Annotated in this window: 22 protein-coding genes and 1 other annotated feature; of the genes, 21 read left to right on the forward strand and 1 reads right to left on the reverse strand. The window is 47.2% G+C overall.

Annotated elements, in window-relative coordinates; genetic code table 11:
* Positions 1–176 precede the first annotated feature (176 nt).
* From ACQ5BJ_RS08500 to leuS, 20 genes are all read left to right on the forward strand, one after another.
* Entirely contained in the window at positions 177–680 is a 504-nt protein-coding gene (locus ACQ5BJ_RS08500) for an RNA polymerase sigma factor (protein WP_171420129.1), read from the forward strand.
* A 1-nt stretch (position 681) separates the two neighbouring features.
* Complete coding sequence (locus ACQ5BJ_RS08505; RefSeq protein ID WP_171420127.1) at positions 682–1554, forward strand: RsiV family protein; 873 nt, start codon at positions 682–684, stop codon at positions 1552–1554.
* 503 nt (positions 1555–2057) lie between these two features.
* Positions 2058–2765: an RNA polymerase sporulation sigma factor SigK gene (sigK, locus tag ACQ5BJ_RS08510; RefSeq protein ID WP_005547803.1), complete on the forward strand. Its 708-nt coding sequence runs from the start codon at positions 2058–2060 to the stop codon at positions 2763–2765.
* A 211-nt stretch (positions 2766–2976) separates the two neighbouring features.
* Complete coding sequence (locus ACQ5BJ_RS08515) at positions 2977–3636, forward strand: carbohydrate-binding family 9-like protein (RefSeq protein WP_430110122.1); 660 nt, start codon at positions 2977–2979, stop codon at positions 3634–3636.
* A gap of 405 nt (positions 3637–4041) precedes the next feature.
* On the forward strand, positions 4042–4539 hold the full coding sequence (spoVAC, locus tag ACQ5BJ_RS08520; RefSeq protein WP_005547809.1) for a stage V sporulation protein AC: 498 nt from the start codon (positions 4042–4044) through the stop codon (positions 4537–4539).
* Positions 4540–4577: 38 nt separating this feature from the next.
* Positions 4578–5600, forward strand: a complete 1023-nt coding sequence (gene spoVAD / locus ACQ5BJ_RS08525) for a stage V sporulation protein AD (RefSeq protein WP_163975964.1) — start codon at positions 4578–4580, stop codon at positions 5598–5600.
* 6 nt (positions 5601–5606) lie between these two features.
* Complete coding sequence (gene spoVAE, locus ACQ5BJ_RS08530) at positions 5607–5957, forward strand: stage V sporulation protein AE (RefSeq protein ID WP_005547813.1); 351 nt, start codon at positions 5607–5609, stop codon at positions 5955–5957.
* Positions 5958–6225: 268 nt separating this feature from the next.
* On the forward strand, positions 6226–7182 hold the full coding sequence (locus ACQ5BJ_RS08535) for an AAA family ATPase (protein ID WP_289354937.1): 957 nt from the start codon (positions 6226–6228) through the stop codon (positions 7180–7182).
* A gap of 2 nt (positions 7183–7184) precedes the next feature.
* Complete coding sequence (locus tag ACQ5BJ_RS08540; protein ID WP_430110117.1) at positions 7185–8480, forward strand: DUF58 domain-containing protein; 1296 nt, start codon at positions 7185–7187, stop codon at positions 8478–8480.
* Entirely contained in the window at positions 8477–10750 is a 2274-nt protein-coding gene (locus ACQ5BJ_RS08545) for a transglutaminase TgpA family protein (protein ID WP_430110114.1), read from the forward strand. The genes ACQ5BJ_RS08540 and ACQ5BJ_RS08545 overlap by 4 nt, the downstream gene beginning before the upstream one ends.
* Before the next feature lie 138 nt (positions 10751–10888).
* A complete protein-coding gene (locus tag ACQ5BJ_RS08550) occupies positions 10889–11413 on the forward strand; it encodes a YqeG family HAD IIIA-type phosphatase (RefSeq protein ID WP_430110112.1) in 525 nt (174 codons plus the stop codon).
* 11 nt (positions 11414–11424) lie between these two features.
* Positions 11425–12528, forward strand: coding sequence for a ribosome biogenesis GTPase YqeH (yqeH, locus tag ACQ5BJ_RS08555; RefSeq protein WP_040736072.1), 1104 nt, complete (start codon positions 11425–11427; stop codon positions 12526–12528).
* A 44-nt stretch (positions 12529–12572) separates the two neighbouring features.
* The gene (gene aroE / locus ACQ5BJ_RS08560) at positions 12573–13469 is read left to right on the forward strand and encodes a shikimate dehydrogenase (RefSeq protein ID WP_430110351.1); all 897 of its coding nucleotides are present in this window, start codon (positions 12573–12575) and stop codon (positions 13467–13469) included.
* A gap of 114 nt (positions 13470–13583) precedes the next feature.
* Positions 13584–13874, forward strand: a complete 291-nt coding sequence (yhbY, locus tag ACQ5BJ_RS08565; protein WP_005547826.1) for a ribosome assembly RNA-binding protein YhbY — start codon at positions 13584–13586, stop codon at positions 13872–13874.
* A 21-nt stretch (positions 13875–13895) separates the two neighbouring features.
* A complete protein-coding gene (locus ACQ5BJ_RS08570; RefSeq protein ID WP_430110109.1) occupies positions 13896–14504 on the forward strand; it encodes a nicotinate-nucleotide adenylyltransferase in 609 nt (202 codons plus the stop codon).
* Complete coding sequence (gene yqeK / locus ACQ5BJ_RS08575) at positions 14476–15069, forward strand: bis(5'-nucleosyl)-tetraphosphatase (symmetrical) YqeK (protein WP_430110107.1); 594 nt, start codon at positions 14476–14478, stop codon at positions 15067–15069. Before ACQ5BJ_RS08570 ends, yqeK begins: the two co-directional genes overlap by 29 nt.
* Before the next feature lie 54 nt (positions 15070–15123).
* On the forward strand, positions 15124–15471 hold the full coding sequence (rsfS, locus tag ACQ5BJ_RS08580) for a ribosome silencing factor (RefSeq protein WP_005547833.1): 348 nt from the start codon (positions 15124–15126) through the stop codon (positions 15469–15471).
* A complete protein-coding gene (locus ACQ5BJ_RS08585; protein ID WP_005547834.1) occupies positions 15468–16451 on the forward strand; it encodes a CvfB family protein in 984 nt (327 codons plus the stop codon). The genes rsfS and ACQ5BJ_RS08585 overlap by 4 nt, the downstream gene beginning before the upstream one ends.
* 68 nt (positions 16452–16519) lie before the next feature.
* Positions 16520–17281 (forward strand): class I SAM-dependent DNA methyltransferase, encoded by a 762-nt coding sequence (locus ACQ5BJ_RS08590; RefSeq protein ID WP_268622848.1) that lies wholly within the window; start codon positions 16520–16522, stop codon positions 17279–17281.
* 227 nt (positions 17282–17508) lie between these two features.
* Positions 17509–17738: a binding site (T-box leader), on the forward strand.
* A gap of 104 nt (positions 17739–17842) precedes the next feature.
* Positions 17843–20293, forward strand: a complete 2451-nt coding sequence (gene leuS, locus ACQ5BJ_RS08595) for a leucine--tRNA ligase (RefSeq protein WP_430110103.1) — start codon at positions 17843–17845, stop codon at positions 20291–20293.
* Here the strand turns inward: leuS and comER are convergent.
* Entirely contained in the window at positions 20274–21119 is an 846-nt protein-coding gene (gene comER / locus ACQ5BJ_RS08600) for a late competence protein ComER (protein WP_005547839.1), read from the reverse strand. The genes leuS and comER overlap by 20 nt on opposite strands.
* 158 nt (positions 21120–21277) lie before the next feature.
* Between comER and ACQ5BJ_RS08605 the strand changes: the two genes are divergently transcribed.
* Positions 21278–21931 carry a ComEA family DNA-binding protein gene (locus ACQ5BJ_RS08605; RefSeq protein WP_430110100.1) on the forward strand — a complete coding sequence of 218 codons (654 nt, stop codon included), beginning with the start codon at positions 21278–21280 and terminating at the stop codon, positions 21929–21931.
* Positions 21932–22021 lie beyond the last annotated feature (90 nt).

The following is a 22021-nucleotide window of genomic DNA, read 5'->3' on the forward strand; positions in this document are numbered from 1 at the left end:
TCATTCCCCCATCATGTACTGACTTTCGCTAGCAAGACGTGTGACACGTGTAAAAAAGTTTGTTCGAGAAAGTGAAAAAAATTGGTTAAACTTGACCAAACTTTTCATTATGCTCGCACGTCTTGCTGAAGTGGACAATCAATCCGAGTGCGACAAATAAGGAGTTTCGGTATCAAATGAATAATAAGAAATTAGAAAATTTGCTTGTTCAATGCATAACGGATTACAAAGAAAACGTTTATCGATTGGCTTACAGCTATGTAAAGAATTCTGAAGATGCACTCGATATTGTTCAGGATTCCATCCATAAAGCTTTTTTGTCACTTGAAAAACTAAAAAACACCGAATCCGTGAAGAGCTGGTTTTATCGAATTGTTATCAATACATCGTTGGATTTATTGAGAAAACAAAAGAAAGTTCAAGTTGTTGATGAAAGTACGTTAGAAGCTTTTCATCCGGCAAAAAATGATGTTTATCCGAATATTGATTTGGAGGAGGCATTGAATGATTTGCCGTCAATCTATCGAACCATCATCGTGCTTCGATATTTTGAAGATTTAAAATTAGAAGAAATTGCAGTGGTGTTAGAGGAAAACCTGAGTACTGTTAAAACACGGTTATATCAAGCGCTGCGAAAACTACGGGTTAAAATGAACGATGAGTCAACGGAGGATAAATAATATGGACAAAAAACTGGAGAAAATAATAGAGCAATATAGGGATGTTCCTATTCCGAAAGAATTGGATTTCATCGTAAAAAAAACTATAAAACAACGAAAGAAAGGCATTTTCAAACATGAATGGCTTGTTGGGACTGGCGCGGCCGCCATTGCATTCGTAATCGGAATTAATGCGAGTCCGGCTTTTGCATATGCCCTATCCGAAGTGCCATTAGTCGGAAAGCTCGTTCAGGTACTTACATTTAGGGAATATAAAATTGATGATGGAAATTTTACGGCTAGAATTGAAGTGCCCGCCATTAAGAATTTAGAGAATAAGTCATTAGAGCATTCTTTAAATCAAAAATATCTTGAAGAAAGTAAAAAACTATACAGTGACTTCAAGAAAGAAATGGAAAGTGTAAAGCAAAGCGGTGGAGGCCATTTGGGAGTAGATAGCAGATATGTCGTAAAAACCGATAACGATCGCATCCTTTCAATAGGCAGATCTTATATAAATACAGTAGGTTCTTCTTCGACAACGATCAAGTACGATACGGTCGACAAGAAAAATCAAGTTTTAATCACTTTGCCTAGTTTATTTATTGATGATCGCTATATCAAGCTGATCAGCGACAATATTAAGGAACAAATGATAAAACAGGTGAAAGACGATCCGGATAAATTCTATTGGGTTGCAGGAGTTCCCAATACGGTCAATTCTTATTTTGAAAACATTTCAAAAGACCAAAACTTTTATATCAATAACGACGGCAAGCTCGTCATCTCATTCGATAAGTATGAGGTCGCTCCCGGATTTATGGGCGTTGTCGAGTTTATTATTCCAACAAATGTACTGACCGATGTTTTGGTTAGCCAAGAATATATAAAGTAGCATAACAACAAAAGGAAGCGACTATATGGAGTCACAGTGATTTCGTATAAGCGAACGTCGCATAAAGTATGATGATCGTAATCGGATGTTTAGCTCGTTCATTACTTCTTTCACAGGAATACCAGCTAATCTCATTTCGATTGCTTTCAATTTCACTTCCGCCGGGTAACTCACTCTAGTTACCAACGCAAAAACACCTCCAAGATTGTCTCCCTTATCTTACGATATAAGGGTATTTCTCTTGAAGGTGTTTTGATTAGTCTCACGGTATGGGGTCAGTTCCCGTTATTTCCACGTTGTGATCCGTGGCTTTTGCTTTTGAATCAGTCCTGATGGTCGTCAGGGAACTATGCGCCGGAGATGAATGAGCAAGTCAAGGGAAATGATTGAATTGCGCCATTTTTCTTTTCCCCCGTACAGGCACGCATAGGCGGCCGCCCACATAGAATGTAACGTTCTCATTCGGATAATCATGAGGTGTTTACGTCTTAGGAGGTGGAGTAATGCTTGGGTTTTTGTCGTCGATCGCCATGTTCATTAAGCAGATTTCATTGTTGGTATCCTATGTAAAAAATAATGCTTTTCCCCAACCATTAGCGGAAGAAGAAGAAATGAAGCATTTGCGCTTAATGGCCGAAGGGAATGCCCACTCAAGAAATATGTTAGTTGAACATAATCTAAGGTTAGTAGCTCATATTGTGAAGAAATTCGATAACACGGGCGAGGATCTAGAGGATTTAATTTCGATTGGTACGATTGGATTGATTAAAGCGATTGAAAGCTTTCAGCCGAACAAGGGAACGAAGCTGGCTACTTTCGCCGCTCGATGTATTGAAAATGAGATCCTTATGCACTTGCGATCCTTGAAGAAAACCCGTAAGGATGTATCGCTGCATGATCCAATCGGAACGGATAAAGAAGGCAATGAAATCACCCTGATCGATATCCTTGGTACGGAAAGCGATGAGGTGGTCGATAAGGTGCAGTTAAAGATCGAGAAAAGCAAAATTTATCGGAACCTGGATATATTGGATGAGCGGGAGCAAGAAGTGATCCGAGGCCGCTTCGGATTAGATGGGGGCGGCGATGAGCGCACCCAGCGGGAGATTGCCAAGGAATTGGGCATTTCACGTTCTTATGTGTCACGGATTGAAAAGCGGGCGCTGATGAAGCTGTATCATGAGTTTTATAAGAATAAAGGACATATTTAAGGGACGGAATTAAACATATAGTTATTAGTGCAGAGCTGCCAGGCTACCCTAGCGGCTCTTTTGACATGAATAAATAAAATAACTGGGAAGCAAATTTATCCTCATGTATCACGTAAGTTATCTTTAATTTGCTATACTACATAGAGTGTGGGGATTATAGACTACATTTTTACAAAGACAACTATAGATGGAACATAAGGAGAGATTATAAATGGTATCGGGTGTTCATCAAGGGAATAGCTCTGCAGCACAACACTTGGCGCAGCTTCCAGAATATCAATGTACATATATGGAAAGCGGTATGCCGGATTGGAGCTTGGCGGATTCGGTGGAGCTTGTCGATGTGGTAACGGGAGCATCCCCGCGTCAGAAAACCAGGGTAAGGGCTTGCTGGACAGATGCGGTATTATATATGCGATTTGAATGTGAGGATGATAATATTGTCAGTCCGTATACGGATCGGGACGATCCTTTATATGAGGCAGATGTTGTGGAGTGCTTCCTTGATCCGATCGGTGATGGGCGTGCTTACTATGAGTTTAATGTAAGTCCTCATAATGTTGTGTTTGATGCATATATTACGAACCTGCCCGGGGAACCGAAGGATTTCCATCCGGAGTGGAACGCAGAGCATCTTCGAACCTCGGTCTTGTATGTCAATGTACCAGAACGTCAGGTAATTTATGAATTAGCAATTCCCTTTGAGGACTTGAAGGCCAAGACACCAGAATTGGGGAGCTGCTATCGAGTGAATTGGTTCCGTATCGATCAAGATACGCTTGGCGCTCGAAGCTATGATGCTTGGTCGCCAACAGGGGCTGTTAATTTCCACATCCCTGAGCGGTTCGGCCTTCTTCGTTTTACGAAATAAATAGAGATATAAGTATCAACAAGCGCCTTTTGAGCCCATATGCCGCAGCTTACAGTGTTGTGGGGGATGAAGGGCGCTTTTGTGTTGGCTAATGCTGCTTTTTCTGTGACAGATCATAAGAAGGTGCATACACTATTGTATTGTATGGGGGATTAGCGGGTCATGTTAAGGAGGAGATGACGATAGGATCTCAGGGGTTGGCACCATTTTTTCATTGTATCGTGCTTGTTCTGTTCATCCTGCTTGCCATTTGCTTGCTGCTGCTGCATGTTCGTCGGATGATGTAGCCTTGTTGAGCGAAGTTAGGTGACGCATGACATATTCCATGTCCAAAATACAAATACTGTGTAGGAATGATGATGCAAGTGAAATGATGCTACACAAGTATGATGAGGAGGTGGATTTATGGCGTCATCTACGAAATCCGGCACGCCGAAATGGAAATCGGGCAATTGGACGCTCTCTGAGCAAGAGTATAAACAAATCGCCAGCCGCCGGGAACCATCAAGAACGGTAGGGAAAAATTGCCTTCGCGCGTTCCTAGTCGGCGGTACGATCTGTTTAATTGGACAAGGCATTCAACAGCTATATATGACGTATTTGGGCATGAATGAGAAAGAAGCTGGGAATCCCACAGTCGTCACATTAATCCTCATATCCGTCATTCTAACATGTCTCGGGGTATACGATAAAATCGCACAGTGGGCCGGTGCAGGGACGGCAGTTCCGGTAACAGGCTTCGCCAACTCCATGTGCTCTGCAGCGCTGGAGCATCGCAGCGAAGGGCTCGTGCTTGGTGTAGGTGCGAACATATTTAAACTGGCAGGCTCTGTAGTTGTGTTTGGTACGGTTGCCGCCTTTTTCGTGGCATTGATCTACTTGATCTTTGGGCTCTCGCATTGACCTGATGTTTCATCTTTGCACTAGGAAGGAGGATTCGGATGCAAGTTGGACGTCATACATGGCGATTTCAGAGTGAGCCAGCGATTATCGGCACGGCGACGGTTGTAGGGCCTGATGAGGGACAAGGGCCGCTGGCGGCAGATTTTGATTATATACATGATACGCTTGATATGGAGGAAAAAAGCTGGGAGAAAGCCGAGCGCAAGCTATTGGAACAGGCGACACAGCTTGCTATTGTGAATTCCAATATTACGCAGGAAGAGTTGAATTTTTTTGTCGGCGGAGATTTGTTGAATCAAATTATAAGCAACTCATTTGCTGCACGTTCGTTAGGTGTCCCTTACATTGGTGTGTTCGGTGCGTGCTCAACTTCGATGGAATCACTTGCAGTCGCTTCCTTACTCGTAGATTCGGGCAATGCGAATAAAGTAATGGCGGCTACCTGCAGTCATAACTGTACAGCAGAGAAGCAATTTCGATATCCGACAGAGTATGGATCCCAGAAGCCTCCAACAGCGCAGTATACGGTGACGGGTGCTGGTGCGGCTGTAGTGGCCAAGCCCGAAAAGGGGTATTCCTCCATGCCAAGAGTAACGGCGGCCACAATTGGCAAGATTGTAGATCTTGGAATAAAGGATCCGTTCAATATGGGAGCAGCTATGGCACCAGCCGCTGTGGATACGATACAGACACATTTAATTGATTTGGATCGTAAGCCACAGGACTATGACCTTATTTTAACAGGCGACCTAGCTTCTATAGGTCTCTCGATCGCAAACGACCTGTTCCAAAAGAATGGGCTGCATATGGAGCGAACTAACTTCAGCGATTGCGGGCTTATGGTATATGACTTGAACAAGCAGGCCGTACAAGCAGGAGGAAGTGGATGCGGATGTTCGGCAGTCGTTACATATGGCCATATTATGAAGCAATTGCGCGCACGGAAGCTGAAGAGAGTGCTTGTTGCAGCTACTGGAGCGCTGCTCTCTCCGCTTTCCTATCAGCAAGGAGAGACGATTCCTTGTATTGCGCATGCGGTTACGCTTGAAATGAAGGGATGAAGCAAAATGATTTATGTGTGGGCTTTTATCATAGGTGGGTTAATCTGTGTCATTGGTCAGCTGATGTTCGATGTCGCTAAGCTGACCCCGGCGCACACGATGACCATCCTTGTTGTGGCGGGGGCCATTATTGATGGGCTCGGCTGGTATGAGCCGCTCATCAATTTCGCAGGAGCGGGCGTGACAGTTCCGATTACGAGCTTTGGCAACTCACTGGTTCACGGAGCTCTAACGGAAATTAAGTCTTCTGGATGGGTAGCTCCTGTCAGCGGCATGTTCAAGACAACGAGTGCAGGGATATCTGCTGCTATTGTGTTCTCCTTTTTAGCTGCGCTGGTCATTCGACCTAAGGGGTAGCGTCTGCACGATAACGCAACATTCTATAAGCAAAAAACATGAAAGCTCTGATTCCATCTCGGATGGTCACAGGGCTTTTTTGTGCGCATATGACTAATCATTCGTACGCGAATGGCGTAATATCTGGCAAGATCCACAATGCGATGACATGTACGTTCTTCCTAGGATGGTGTAAAATGAAAAAATGTACGTAACGTTATAAAACGTTATCATGTGGAGTTTTTCTATTTTACGACAACAGAATGGTACCCAATAGGAGGTCGTTGCCATGTCATCCTACCAATCGTTGCATTCCATTATGCGGAAGATGCAAGCGACATTGGAACGATGTATTTTAGGAAAGTCTCGCGAGATTGAACTGCTGCTAACGGCGATGTTGGCTGGGGGGCATGTACTTATAGAAGATGTTCCTGGTACGGGAAAGACACAGCTTGTAAAATCGCTAGCTCGTACGATGAATGGAATTTTTCGCCGTGTTCAGTGTAATCCGGATTTGCTCCCTACCGATATTACAGGCGTATTCGTATTCCATCCCAAGGATCAACAATTCGTATACCGTCCAGGCCCGATTATGGCCAACGTATTGCTCGTAGATGAAATAAACCGCGCCACCACGAAGACACAATCAGCTCTGCTTGAAGCAATGGAGGAGCATCATATTACGGTAGATGGGGAAACCTTTCCACTGCCATCTCCTTTTGTCATGTTCGCAACACAGAACCCGATCGAATTCGAGGGGACATATGTACTCCCGGAAGCTCAGCTCGATCGCTTTATGTTCAAGCTCAAGCTCGGTTATCCGGATGAGCAGACGGAACGTACGATGCTGATTCGCCACGCAGAAGGCCTGCCTTCGGAAAGAGCGGAGCAGGTTACGGACATTGACTCCATCAAATTGATGCAGGAGGAGGTGCGCAGCATATATATCGATGATGCAGTTGCGGCCTATATGATTGATATTATTCGTGCGACTCGTGAACAAGCGCATGTCCTGCTCGGAGCGAGTCCGCGCGCATCTGTTGCATTAATGCAGGCGGCTAAGGCGAGAGCTTGGATTCACGAACGGAATTTCGTAACTCCTGATGATGTAAAGGAACTGCTGCCTTTCGTATTAACACACCGGATCGTATTGCGAATGGAAGCCAAGATGGATGGCATTACGGCAGAGCAAATTATACATGGCGTTACAGAACGCGTTAGAGTACCCGTTCGATTGGGGACGTAATTATGTTGAACAAATCGCAACGCATCTGGAAGTCTAAAGGATCTCGGCTGCGAACTATAGCTGCTGTAGCACTCATGTACGTATCGTGCTTATTCTACTTTTTATTTCAGGGTGGCAAAACATCTGTCATGCTGTTCGCTATGGCAACTGTTTTACTGTTCTATTGGATTGTTGTGTTATTCGGCGGGATTCGCAAGGTACAGGGGCAAAGAACGATAGGAGATGGCTCGGGGGTTTTCTTTCCCGCCCAATCGCAGTTGTTCATTACACTACGGGTAACCGTGCCTGGCTTCATGCCGATCCCCTACATCGTTGTCCACGATGATCTTCATCGCTTCGGCATCAGCTACAGTACAATAGAATCTGCGATCGCATTAGGAGCAGGACGTTCGGCAGCGATCACGTACCGATCCCCAGCCTTGGCAAGAGGCTATTATGAATTTGTTCCGACATCGTGCGTCTCCCGAGATTTGTTCGGCTTATTTGAGCAAAATGGGGTGTTGAACGCTCCTTCAACCTTCTATGTTACGCCATCTGTCGTTGCTATCCCGAGATGGACACTGGCTGAACGTCAGGCGGGTCAAGGGTCTCATGCGACCTCCTCAGTTCGGCGGCATAGAGAGTCCTCGCAGCAGAATGGTGTGCGTGAATATGTATACGGGGACAAACTATCTCGCATTCATTGGAATGCAACAGCGAAGACAGGAACACTGAAGACGAGGCAATTCGATCCGGAGTCGCCATCGCCAATTGTGCTTGTGTTGGATTGCCGCGCTTCTTCTTATGAAGGCAATAAGAGTGGGGCAGAACAACGCTTTGAGGTTGCCGTGTCAGCGATGGCCTCCCTTGTACAATATGGGGCGCAGTGTCAACGTCCAACTTATGTGGCCGCAATCGGAGTACGTCTCGTCTGGTGGTCGGCCGAGCAGGCACAGCCGGGCGTTGCTTCATTCCAAAAATGGATGTCGACTGTTCAATTGGAATCATCATCAACAGAAGACAACGAAAAGCTGCTCGTAGCACTTACCGAACAAGCTTCACTGCTTCATGGATCGACCCTCGCCTTTATCAGTGGTCATACAACCTCGGATGTGCTGCTGTATACAAGGACATTGTCGAAGTTCGGATGTTCGGGAAGCTTTATTCATGTAAAGGGTCATGTACCTGTCGAAAAAAGCATTGAACACAACGAAAGCCGCCAATCGCTGGTACATTTGCTCGCAACCCAGCGTTTACACTACATTCCCTTGATCCATGCGGAGGAACTGCCGAAGCTTCTAGGAGGTGGGGCAGTATGAAGACAGAACTTTCTTCTACCTCTCGTACCTCCACGGTGCAGAAGGCCGAAGATCGAATACAATTGTGGCTGTTCTCTTATTGGACGGAACGAGTAATATGGACCTGCATGATTGTAATGGGCTGGCAGTGGCTTGTTATGCTTGAGCCATATTGGTATGACGAAACGTTAGCAATGTCACGCGTGTTCATGATTGTTTTATGGGGAGCGGTCATGTTGTTTCCAGCTCGTTTCCTGGGCAGACTGATAATCGCTTTTCCTGCTTTGTGCTATATCGTATATCGGTACCTCATTCAGTTCGATCTGTGGACAGATGGGGGCGGCAAGTGGGATCGTTTGACTCAGTTCCATCCTTATATTTGGTTTCTTCTGGGGCTGTGGCTGTGCTGTGAGACCCTTATTATGCTTCTGCAAGGCAAGGCGCGCGTTATTATTTGGCTGCTCGTTCAAATCATTTTATTTGGCCTTCTTGACTCGTTTACTGACGAATATTTATGGATGCAGGTAGCATGGATCGTAGGCTCGTCTCTCATATGGCTGATTTGCATTCATTATAAAAATATGAAAGTACAGTATCCGAACATATGGCGCGGGTCAATACGATATCCACTTCAGATGGGCTTGCTAGCGGTGTTTGTGATTTCATTGATTATTTCCGTTGGAGTCAGTGTACCGGAAGTAGAGCCGATGTTGACCGATCCCTACACTGCTTGGAACAACCGTTATGGCGATGGGAATAATCCGATGTCGGATCTCATGTCAAGAGTAACGGGGAGTGAAAGCGGTACGGGCTCTCGTCCCAGCACATCAGGTTACAGCCATTCCGATTTAGAGCTGGGCAATGGCTTTGACATGGATTATTTGCCGGTTATGAGCGTAAATACGGAAATGCGCGGCTACTGGCGGGGAGAAACAAAGGAAGAGTATACCGGACAGGGCTGGCTGAAGGTGCCGAATCGGAATTTCATTTTTCAACCCGGAGAGCATCTCTCAATAGAGGACAAGCCTGCTGCTCATGTACCAACCCGTAAGGTGAAGCAAACCATTACGATGCAAAATAAGGATTCGTATCCGGTGTTGTTCGGCATAGGGGCAATCGAATCCGTAGCAGAAATGAACTCTGCTGATGACGCCGTATTGCGCTGGAATGAGGAAGACGGTGTTGTTGGGTATGAGGATGCGAATAAGGGACACTATCCGACAAGCTATGCACTGACGTCACGAGTACCGATGTTTTCTGACGACGATTTGCGCAGGGCATCGCGGCAATTGTTTGGCACTGTACAAGAAGAAAGATTTCAAAAGTACTTACAGATCCCAGAAACGCTTCCACAGCGTGTAAAGGATTTAGCGCGGACTTTAACGGAGGGTCAGACAAATTACTTTGACAAGGTGAAAAAGATAGAGGACTATTTGCGCAAGCAGTACTTGTATACGAATGCACCGAATTTATCGCTGCGCAAGAGTGAGGACTTTGTTGACGCCTTCCTGTTCGAAATCAGGGAAGGATATTGCGATCACTTTTCCACCTCGATGGCGGTTCTCCTTCGATCGGTTGGCATACCTACACGCTGGGTAAAGGGATATGCACCAGGAACGCGGCAGATCGAGAATGTGTCCAACCATGAGCTGATGGAACAATCGGATGACAACGGAGCCGGCACTTACAAGGTGACGAATGCAGAGGCTCATTCCTGGGTGGAAGTGTACATGGGTGAATACGGCTGGATTTCATTTGAGCCGACACCGGGCTTCAGTTATCCGCGCTATCAACAGCAGGAAGAGAAGATGCCTGAGCCAGAGAAGAAGGAAGAAGAGAAGCCGGAAGAGACGCCAAAGGAGAAGAAGCCAGATATGAAGAAGGAGGAGCATGATGCTCCACTTCCGGTATGGCTTGTTCAGGGGGCAAAGTGGGTCGTTATCGTCATGGCGGCGGTAGTTTTACTACTATTATTGTGGAAATGGAGAACGATAGGCTTCTCCCTCCGATTCTTCTGGCTGCTTAAGCGCAATCTCTCGTATAAGGAACAGATCATTTTGCATACGGATCTGTGGCTCAGTTATTGCAGATGGAAGGGAATGCGCAAGGCGCCGCACGAGACGGTGCGCGAAGCTGCACGAAGATGGTCGGAACAGCAAGAGGAGAGAAGACCCTCAGCTGCTATAATCGTCAATAAGTTCGAACAGGCGAAGTATAGCGGACAACCTGTAAGCGAGTCAGATGTCCAACAGCTGAAAGACGCAATCCGCGCATATAAACGTTCCGGCTAACTAGGAAGTTACGTTCAAATGTTCAGCATATGCCAGTATATGTGACAAATGAAAGTCGTTCCGCATAGGAACGGCTTTTTTTTGCACGAAAAACAAAGAATATGGTATAGTTTTTCGTATGAAAACGAGGTGACCGCTTTGTTGGAAAGGCTTATTCCCCGTCTTCGGGTTCGTACTGTGTACGACATTAACCTTGCAGAGCTACAGAATCAAGGTTACAAGGGGATTATTACAGACTTGGATAATACGCTTGTCGGCGCGAAGGAACCTTTGGCAACGCCTGAATTATCGGCTTGGCTCGAACAGGCCCAGCAAATGGGTTTTCAAGTGGTGATCGTGTCAAATAACGATCATCCGCGAGTTTCCCGTTTTGCAACACCGCTCAATATTCCGTTTGTGAATTCAGCACGGAAGCCTTCGCAACGGGCCTTTCATCAAGCATTGAAGCTGATGGGGCTGACACCTGAGCAAGCGGTGGTGGTAGGAGATCAAATGTTGACCGATGTGTTCGGAGGCAACCGCATCGGTATGTTTACGATATTAGTTGATCCGATCGCGATTCAAGATGAAGGTTGGATGACGCGCATTAATCGGCGAGTCGAACGCATCGTAACGAAACGATTACGAAAAAAAGGACTGTGGCACGAGGAGGAACGACATTGACAGAAGAACAAATGGCACGGAAGTGCAGCGGCTGCGGTGCGGAACTGCAAATTGAGAATCCGGAAGCATCCGGCTACGTGCCGGCAAAAGCGTTGGAACGGACGCCTGTAATTTGCCAGCGCTGCTTTCGAATAAAAAATTACAATGAAGCAATATCCGTCGCATTCGATCAAGATGAATTTCTTCGCTTGTTAGGCCGTATCGGTGAAGAAGACGCACTCGTTATTCATATCGTCGATTTATTCGACTTTGACGGCAGTATTATTTCCGGCTTGCAGCGATTTGTCGGGAATAACCCAGTATTGCTCGTCGTGAACAAGATCGATTTGCTGCCGAAGGTAACGAATTGGAACCGCATGATCAATTGGGTGCAGCGCCAAGCGAAGGAGCACGGCATTCGGATCGTGGACATTGCACTTGTGAGCGCAAAGCGCAATCTTGGCTTCGACCGTCTGATCGAACAGGTTGCTGATTGGCGCGGCGATCGCGATGTTTATGTCGTTGGGGCTACAAATGTAGGGAAGTCAACGTTAATTAATCGCTTGATTCGGGACTATAGTGATTTGGACGGGGAGCTTACCACTTCGCGCTATCCGGGTACAACCCTGGATATGATTCATATTCCACTCGATGACGGCAAGCATATTATTGATACGCCGGGGATTGTTTATAAGAGCCGTTTAACAGAGCTGGCTAGCCGTGAGGACTTGTCTGCTCTGCTGCCGGACAAATCTTTGAAGCCGGCCGTATATCAATTGAATGAAGGGCAAACGCTGTTCTTTGGCGCTTTTGCTCGTTTTGACTTTGTAGAAGGGGAACGTCAATCCTTTACATGCTATTTGTCCAATGATCTTCCGATCCATCGGACGAAGCTTGAACGTGCGGACGAGCTGTACCGCGATCATCGTGGTGAATTGCTCGCTCCACCGACGCGTGAACGAATTGACGAGCTTCCAGCATGGACGAAGCACCAGTTCCGCATTGGACGCGGAGGAGCGACAGATGTATTCATTTCCGGCTTAGGCTGGATTAAGTGCAATGGTACAACCGGCGCATTGGTGGAAGTTCATGCGCCTAAGGGAGTCAAGGTGCTTGCTCGCCACTCCTTAATTTAGCAATTTGGGAGAAGAGAACGTCAACAGGTAGGGGGATGGGCTTGATGGCAGCTAAGGGTGCAGCATACTCGAACAATATCGTACGGAACTTGGATACAAGCTCCAAGGTTTATGCGGTAATCGGTGATCCGATTGCGCATTCCAAATCTCCGCTTATGCATAATGCAGCCTTGCAGGAGATGGAAGTGAACGGGGTATATACTGCTTTTCATGTAAAGCCGGAGCAGTTAGAGCATGCAGTGGCTGGCATCCGTGCGCTTGGACTCGGAGGTGTCAACGTTACGATTCCGCATAAGGAGCAGGTAATGGCATATTTGGACGAGATTGATGAAAGCGCCCGAGTCATTGGGGCAGTCAATACGATAGTTCACTGTGAAGGCAAGCTATATGGGTATAATACGGATGGTTTAGGATATGTGCGTTCCTTGCAGGAAGAGATGCAAGCAGATATTCCATCCTCCCGGATTGTAATCATAGGGGCGGGTGGCGCAGCTCGTGGTATCGCGTATGCGCTTCTCGCAGAAGGCTGTAAAGAGCTTACCATCGCCAATCGTACAGTAGAACGCGCGCATGCGCTTGCGGAGGACTTGTCTGGATTCGGCAAGGTAAGGTCGGTTATGCTAAACGATACACCAGCTATTCCACCGCAAGACGTCGATATTGTGATTCAAACGACCTCGGTCGGCATGCACCCGCATATCGATGAGATGCCTGTAGCCAAGGAATGGCTTCAATCTCATATGCTTGTCAGTGACATCATCTATAATCCACTGGAAACAGCGCTGCTGCAAGCTGCCAAGGCACAAGGATGCCGCATTCACAATGGCCTTGGTATGTTCGTGCATCAAGGGGCCATTGCATTTGAGCTGTGGACAGGGATGAAGGCTCCGACAGAATTGATGCGGCAGAAGGTTCTGGAGACGCTGAATTGTAAGCAGTGAAGTGGAAATCGTGATATAGTAGTAATTTCAGATCAATGGTGTGAGTCTTGCCATCAGTGGGCAGACGATACGCAATCACATAATTTATGAATAGATAAGGCAGGTTAAACTTATATGCTAACGGGTAAACAAAAACGCTATCTCCGCTCTCTTGCACATCATTTACAGCCTATTTTCCAAGTAGGCAAGGGCGGTATGAATGATCAGCTTGTTCGTCACGTGGAAGATGCAATTGAGAAGCGTGAATTAATGAAGGTTTCTGTATTGAACAACTGCTTGGAGGATCCGCGTGAAATCGGAGAAGAGCTCGCATCACGTTCTGGCTCTGAGCTTGTTCAAGTCATTGGCAAAACAATCGTATTGTACAAGGAATCGACTGATCACAAACAGATTGAACTGCCATAACGATCACTGGAGGTTACCGACATGAAGTTCGTAGGGATCATGGGCGGCACTTTCGACCCGATTCATCTCGGACATCTAGTGGCGGCGGAATGTGCCCGAGAAACGGCTTCTTTGGACGAGGTATGGTTTATGCCGGCACATGTCCCTCCGCATAAATCGCATCGTCCGTCAGCTTCTGCGGAGCAGCGGCTGGAAATGGCGAAGCTGGCGGTACAAGGGAATCCGCACTTTCGAGTCTGTGATTGGGAAATTAGACATGGAGGCGTATCCTACACGCTGGACACCGTCAAAGGGCTGCGCGAGGAGTATCCGGATACCGAGTGGGCATGGATTATCGGTGGTGATATGGTTGCCTATTTGCCTCAATGGCATCACATTGACGAGTTGATGGAACAAATTCGGTTCATTGGACTGCACCGACCGGGGTCGAATTGGGATACTTCTAAGATTCCTGCTTCGTGGGCTTCCCGCCTCATCGAAAGCCAGATGCCGCAGATGGATATCTCATCGACTGATATTCGTCAGCGTATCGCCGAAGGAAGAACGATTGCGTACATTGTACCGGATCAGGTTCAACAGTATATAGCGAGGTGGGGTCTATATGAATCGGACACGCGAACAACTGATTGAGGCAGTTCAAATGCAAATGCCCGCTGCACGTTGGCAGCACACGCAAGGGGTAATGACGACAGCTGTTCAATTGGCGAAAAAGTACGGTGCAGACCCGGACAAGGCTGATCTTGCAGCGATTCTGCATGATGTTGCAAAATATTGGCGGACTGATCGGATGGAGCGCATGATCCGTGAACATCATATGCCGTCTGAATTGCTGGAGCATGACAAGCAATTATGGCATGCGCCCGTAGGCGCGTATGTGGCGGAGCATGAATACGGGATTGAGGATGTAGAAATACTGGATGCAATCAGATACCATACTTCTGGTCGCGAGAAGATGACACTTCTGGATAAGGTTGTATGTCTGGCCGACTATATCGAGCCAGGCCGGGATTTCCCGGGAGTAGAGCATATCCGTGTACTGGCTGAGCAGAATCTGAATGCGGCGCTTATCGCTGGCTTTGATTCCACGATATCGTTCCTCATTGAGCGCCGGCGGCGAATTTTCCCGCTTACGATCAGTGCCCGCAACGGTCTACTTGCAGAGCTGGAAGCAGAATTGGAACAGCAAGCGGATTAAGGATTTTGTAGCACTTATGAATACAAGGTTCAAACCTAATGTGGAGGTAATTGAATGGCAATCAACACAAAACAATTGCTCGATATCGCCGTAAACGCGGCAGAAGATAAAAAAGCGATGGATCTTATTGCGCTAGATTTGCAAGGTATTTCTCTTATTGCAGATTATTTTGTAATCTGCCACGGGAACTCGGACACTCAGGTTCAAGCGATTACGAACGAAATTCGCAAGCGTGTGCATGAAGCGGGCGGACAAGTACGCGGTACGGAAGGTTTTGATTCTGCACGTTGGGTGCTCATCGATCTGGGCGACGTCATCGTTCATGTGTTCCACCGCGAAGAACGTGAATACTACAACATTGAAAAACTGTGGTCTGACGCGAAAGTAGTGGAGTTTGCATGATTTGGGAAGCAGGTACAATTCAACGTTTAGAAGTTGCACGTGAAGTTTCTCCGTACGGATATTTTCTGACGAACGGAGAGCAGGATGTGCTTCTGCATTATACAGAGCTTACGGACAAAGTAAAGCCAGGCGATCACGTGGAAGTGTTCTTGTACTATGACACGGAAGATCGTATCGCTGCGACAATGAAGCGTCCTCTTTTGACATTAGGGGAAGTTGCGAAGCTTAAGGTTGCTGATATTCATAAAAAGTATGGCTGCTTCCTAGAGATGGGCATTGGGCGTCAGTTGCTGCTCCCGAAGGGCGAGCTTCCTGAGTTCGAACCGCTTCATCCTCAGGTTGGGGACGAGGTGTACGTGCGCATGGAACAGGATCGGTACGGCCGTCTTATTGCACTTCCAGCCCGTGAAGATGATTTGGTTCCTTCTATGTTCGAAGCGCCGGAGTCATGGAACAATACATGGCGCGACGCGGTAGTATACCGTCCGCTCAAGATGGGAACCTTCGTTGTTGTGGACGGTGCGCCAGTTGGAGAAGGCGTGATCGGATTTCTGCATGAATCCCTGCGTCCGCGTCTGCTTCGTTTAGGAGAAGCAGTCCGTGTTCGTATTACGCATGTTCGTGAGGATGGTCGAGTCAATGTTACGATGGCGGAGCGCAAGGAAGTGGGCATGGATCAAGATGCGGAACGCTTGTTCACCTTCTTGAAGGAGCGTCCGAATGGTACAATGCCTTATTCTGATGAAACGCCGGCTGATATTGTGAAGCAGCGCTTCGGGATTAGCAAATCTGCATTCAAGCGTGCCATTGGACGTTTGATGAAGGCAGGAATCATTCGTCAGAAGGGGAACTGGACGGAACTGACGGAAGCCGCTTCTGCGATGGATAAGGAGCAGCTTCACAAGGCTCTCGAGGCAGCACAAGCCGAGGCACGGGAGGCGCATAAGATGCGCTCTCGCGGCAGCGACAATGCACGATAGGCTGTTCGCCATCAGCCAATGTGGATGATGGGAGATTAGAGCAGCTCCAGCAGGGGAAGTGAAAATGGATGATTTCTTATGGACGTATAGCTGAGGTCTATGATCGATTAATGGGAGATATGCCGTACGAGCAATGGGTATCCTTTGCCAATCAAGCTTGGGAGCGCTTCGGGAGCGGAGAGGTGCGTTCAATCGTTGACCTTGGCTGCGGAACAGGGAATACGGCTATACCGTTAGCCAAGTTAGGTTATGATGTTATCGGCATCGACATTTCTGAATCTATGCTGTCTATTGCAAATAACAAGTTGTTGGAGACGGGGCCGATTTTAGGAAGTGTTCGTTGGGCTCATCAGGATATGTGCGCGTGGACAATGCCTGATGAGGCAGATGCGGTCGTTTCTTTTTGCGATAGTTTGAACTATGTGACTGAAGAGGAAGACGTGAAGCGTGCATTTCAAGCTACGTTCAATAATTTGAAATCTGGCGGCTTGTTCTTGTTCGATGTACTGCATGCTCGTCAGTTTGAGGAGTATGCCGAGACGCAGCCGTTTGCATATGATGATGAAGATGTTTCATACCTCTGGTTCTCGGATTATGACGAAGAACGTCAAGAGATTGAGCATCAATTAACTTTATTCGTTCGCCAGCAGGGCGGAGAACTGTATGAACGGATTGACGAGATACATGTAGAGCGAGCTTACGATCCGAGTTGGCTGGAAGTTATGCTGAAGGAAGTCGGCTTTGACCGTGTCGAGCAATTTGCGGATTTTGCATGGCAGTCTCCAGACGAAGAGTCACGGCGAATATTTATGATCGCTGTGAAGCCTTAAATAAATAATGGTTGTACATAATCCTGATGCGATGTTACATCATTATGTCTGTTTATGTCTGTCGTAGCATGTGAAATCTGGTGATACGTTTTCATTATAAGGCGAACAAACAAGAAAGTTTTGGAGTTGCTTGGCGATCATTGACAATAAGTAAATTTTTCATTATGATATAGCTACTTGCACCTATTTGGTGCACAATAATCACATTGAAGCTGAATAGGTAGAATGGAAAGACTTCGAAGAGGAATAGTACCTTACGATCCATCTTCAGAGAGCTGGCGGTTGGTGCAAGCCGGTAATGGAGTAGAAGCGAACTCACCTCAGAGTCGCGCAGCAGAATCGGGAACGTTAAGCTGCGACGTTTCACCAGCGTTAATGGTGTAAAGGGAGTGGATAGCAAAGCATGCTGTCCGCTAACTAGGGTGGTACCACGGGAATAATGCCTCTCGTCCCTAGCGATATTCGCTAAGGATGAGAGGCTTTTTTAATCACATTTATTCATTGCCGCAAGCAGGACGGACATGCGCGAGCAGCCGTTAAGGCATCGTAGGAGGATTAATTATGAGTCAAGAAGTGAAGCAGCCGCATGGCTACGCGCCACAGCAGATTGAGCCGAAATGGCAATCCTATTGGGATGAACATAAGACATTCGCAACGACAGAAGACGAAAGCAAGCCGAATTTCTATGCGTTGGATATGTTCCCTTATCCATCTGGAGCGGGTCTTCATGTAGGGCATCCGGAAGGTTATACGGCAACCGACATCATGTCCCGTTACAAGCGTATGCAGGGATATAACGTCCTTCATCCAATGGCATGGGATGCATTCGGCCTTCCAGCTGAGCAGTATGCCATTGATACAGGACAGCATCCGCGTGAATTTACGGTGAAGAATATTGACAACTTCCGTCGTCAGATTAAGTCTCTCGGCTTTTCATATGACTGGGATCGTGAGTTCAGCACGACTGATCCGGAATATTACAAGTGGACACAGTGGATTTTCATCCAGTTGTACAAGAGAGGCCTGGCATATGTAGCTGAGGTACCGGTTAACTGGTGTCCAGCACTTGGCACGGTTCTTGCCAACGAGGAAGTTATCGATGGCCGCTCGGAGCGCGGTAACCATCCAGTTATACGAAAGCCAATGCGCCAGTGGGTATTGAAGATTACCGAGTACGCAGAGCGCCTGCTGCAAGATTTGGATGATCTTGATTGGCCGGAAAGCTTGAAAGACATGCAGCGCAACTGGATTGGCAAGTCCAAGGGTGCTGAAGTTCGCTTTGCAATCGATGGTCACGATGAGGAATTGGTTGTATTCACGACTCGTCCAGATACGCTGTTCGGTGCAACTTACTGTGTTGTCGCGCCGGAGCATGAGCTTGTTGATCGCATTACAACTGCTGAACAGCAGGCTGCCGTGAAGGCATACCAAGAGCAAGCAGCACGTAAGAGTGATCTGGAGCGTACAGATTTGGCGAAGGACAAAACGGGTGTATTCACAGGCAGCTATGCAGTGAACCCGGCGAATGGGACGAAGCTTCCAATCTGGATTGCGGATTATGTACTTGCTGGATACGGTACAGGGGCAATTATGGCTGTCCCAGGTCATGATCAGCGCGACTGGGAATTTGCCAAGCAGTTCGACCTGCCAATTATTGAAGTGATTAATGGCGGCAATGTACAGGAAGAAGCATATTCCGGAGACGGAGAGCATGTAAATTCGGAATTCCTGAATGGAATGGATAATGCAACTGCAATGGCGCGCATGATTGAGTGGCTTGAAGCAGAAGGCAAAGGCGAGGGCAAAGTGACGTACCGCCTGCGTGACTGGCTGTTCAGCCGTCAACGTTATTGGGGAGAGCCGATTCCGATTTTGCATCTTGAAGACGGTACGATGAAGCCTGTGCCAGAATCCGAGCTTCCACTTACCCTGCCGGATGTAGACCAGATTCGTCCATCGGGTACTGGAGAATCTCCGCTTGCGAATGTAGACGAATGGGTGAACACAGTTGATCCAGAGACAGGCATGAAGGCTCGTCGTGAAACGAACACAATGCCGCAATGGGCGGGAAGCAGCTGGTACTACCTGCGCTACATCGATCCGCACAATAACGATGAAATCTGCTCTAAAGAGAAGCAAAAGAAATGGCTTCCGGTCGACCTGTACATTGGAGGCGTAGAGCACGCGGTTCTTCACTTGCTGTATGCACGCTTCTGGCATAAGGTATTGTTCGACCTCGGCGTTGTAGATACGAAGGAGCCATTCCAGAAGCTCGTTAACCAAGGGATGATCCTTGGTACGAATGGTGAGAAGATGTCCAAGTCTCGCGGCAATGTAATCAATCCAGATGATATTGTGAACGAGTTCGGCGGCGATACACTTCGCATCTATGAAATGTTCATGGGTCCATTGGAGGCAACAAAGCCTTGGAATACGAACGGGGTAGAAGGCAGCTTCCGCTTCTTGAACCGCATCTGGCGCCTGTTCATTAACGAGGAAACAGGAGCACTGAACAGCAAAATCGTTGACGGAACGGATGGCGCAGACCAAGCCTTCATCCGTACATGGCACAAGACGATTAAGAAGGTAAAGGAAGACATTGAAGGCTTCCGCTTCAATACGGCAATCAGCCAATTGATGATTTTCATCAATGAAGCTTACAAGACAGATGTTCTTCCGCGCCAAGCGATGGAGAACTTCGTTCAATTGCTGTCGCCGCTTGCGCCTCATATTGCAGAGGAATTGTGGCAGCGTCTTGGCCATCAAGAGTCGATTACGTATGTTGCATGGCCGATTTATGAGGAAGCTCTTACCGTTGACGCAGAAGTTGAGATTGTAATCCAAGTGAATGGTAAGATTGTATGCCGTTCAAATGTAGCGGCTGATGCTGACGAAGAGGCGATGCAGCAAAAAGCGATGTCCCTTGCGAACGTTCAGGAAGCCATTGCTGGCAAGACGGTTCGCAAAGTCATCGCGGTCAAAGGTCGACTCGTCAACATTGTGGTCGGTTAAGTTCTTCGCCGAATAACTGGAATTCGACCTTATGCAGGTCCTCCTCGTATTTGGCATGGGTGACTTGAATGAGCTGCTGGAATACTCCTTCGAGCTCATCATCCAACAGTCGGAGCGCCTCGGCGGTTATGCCGCCGGGGACGGCTACCCGCTGTTTCAGATGCTCAAGGGTGAAACCGCCCTCGGTAAGCAGCTTGCCAGTTCCAAGCAGCATTTCGCTAGCTAGACGTTCGGCGTCTTTTCTTTCGATTCCTGTTACTTCAACAGCAGCGTCTACCCATTTTTGGACAAAGAAGGCAATGAATGCAGGGCCGCAGCTTGATATATCCGAAGTGATGCGGGTGAACTGCTCGGGAACCTGAACAGGTCGGCTAATTGACATCATCAGTTGTTCCAATAGCAGCCTGTCTTCTGTAAGGATTCTGCTGCCATACATACATAAGGATGCTCCGCTCCATACATAATTCGTGATACTCGGGATAATTTTCGCTATTTTACAAGTCAGCTGCTGTTCTAAATGGCTGATCAACACAGGGCTTGTTATCGATACAGCGATAAGTTCAGGTCTGACAAATGGCGCTATTTCATCCAGAACCGTTTTAAACTCCAAAGGCTTTACGCATATAAAGACAATATCGCTTTCCTGTACAGTTTCTACATTGCTGCTGGCCAGTTGAAACCCGGGGTATTGTGCAGCAAGTTGCTGAATTTTATGTTTTGAACGATTGCTTGCGATAAGTTGAGATGATTCTAATGCTCCAGATTGAAGTAGTGCCTCAATTATCGTAGACCCCATGCTTCCCGTACCAATAAATCCGACTTTCAAGTACGTTCCCTCCCTTTGCCTCTGCCTATTCTGCACACGTCGTGATTATGTTCTCTTCGTATTCAATTTCTACGAACGCAAAATTATCAAGCTTATTGATCCATATGATGACATGGTTGACCATTATGCCGTCATTCGCTGACGAAGGGTGTGGGGACATGAAGCAAGGAAATAGGGAAGCTAAAGCACTGCCAATGCGCTGGCTGCTAGCTATGGGCTTGGCCGTGATTGGTGTTGCGATTTGCATGTGGGTATGGGTGAAGCCGCAAGCAGTATTGGATGCAGGCACATGGACAGATCTGAATGAAGAAATTGAGTCTTTGATTGCCGCTGATGGAAAGCCAGCTCTGCTGAATGACAATACTATGCCATTGAAAGGGGGTAAAGGGGAAGATTGGGGATATAAGCAGCAACCTGCTATACAAGCTGACGTGAAGAAGAACAGCGGTATTGATACTGGGCAGCCGGACAACTCTGGAAGCTCAGAAACTTCTGCAACTTCTGCAACTTCTGCAACTTCTGCAACTTCCCCTCCTTTAGTGGCAGCTGATGAACAACAGATCAAAAAAGATATTAAGGAGCAAGCAAATGTTTCAGGAGGAAAAGAAACTCCATCCCAGCTAATTAACATTAATACGGCTGATGCCTCAGCGTTAATGACGCTTCCAGGTATTGGTCCAAGTAAAGCGAAGGCAATTGTTGAATATCGTGACAAGAAGGGCGCCTTCCGTCGAATTGACGATTTGATGAAGGTGAAGGGAATCGGAAAAAAGCTAATGGCTAAAATCCGGGATAAAGTCCGTATTGAGTAAAGAAGGCAATGTGTAGAATGTGACGTCTTTTGTTGCACGAATGCACAACCCTGCTTACAATAAGGATAATATACACATCATAGACAAAGG

Source organism: Paenibacillus sp. B1-35 (assembly GCF_050474385.1).
GTDB lineage: Bacteria > Bacillota > Bacilli > Paenibacillales > Paenibacillaceae > Paenibacillus_B > Paenibacillus_B alvei.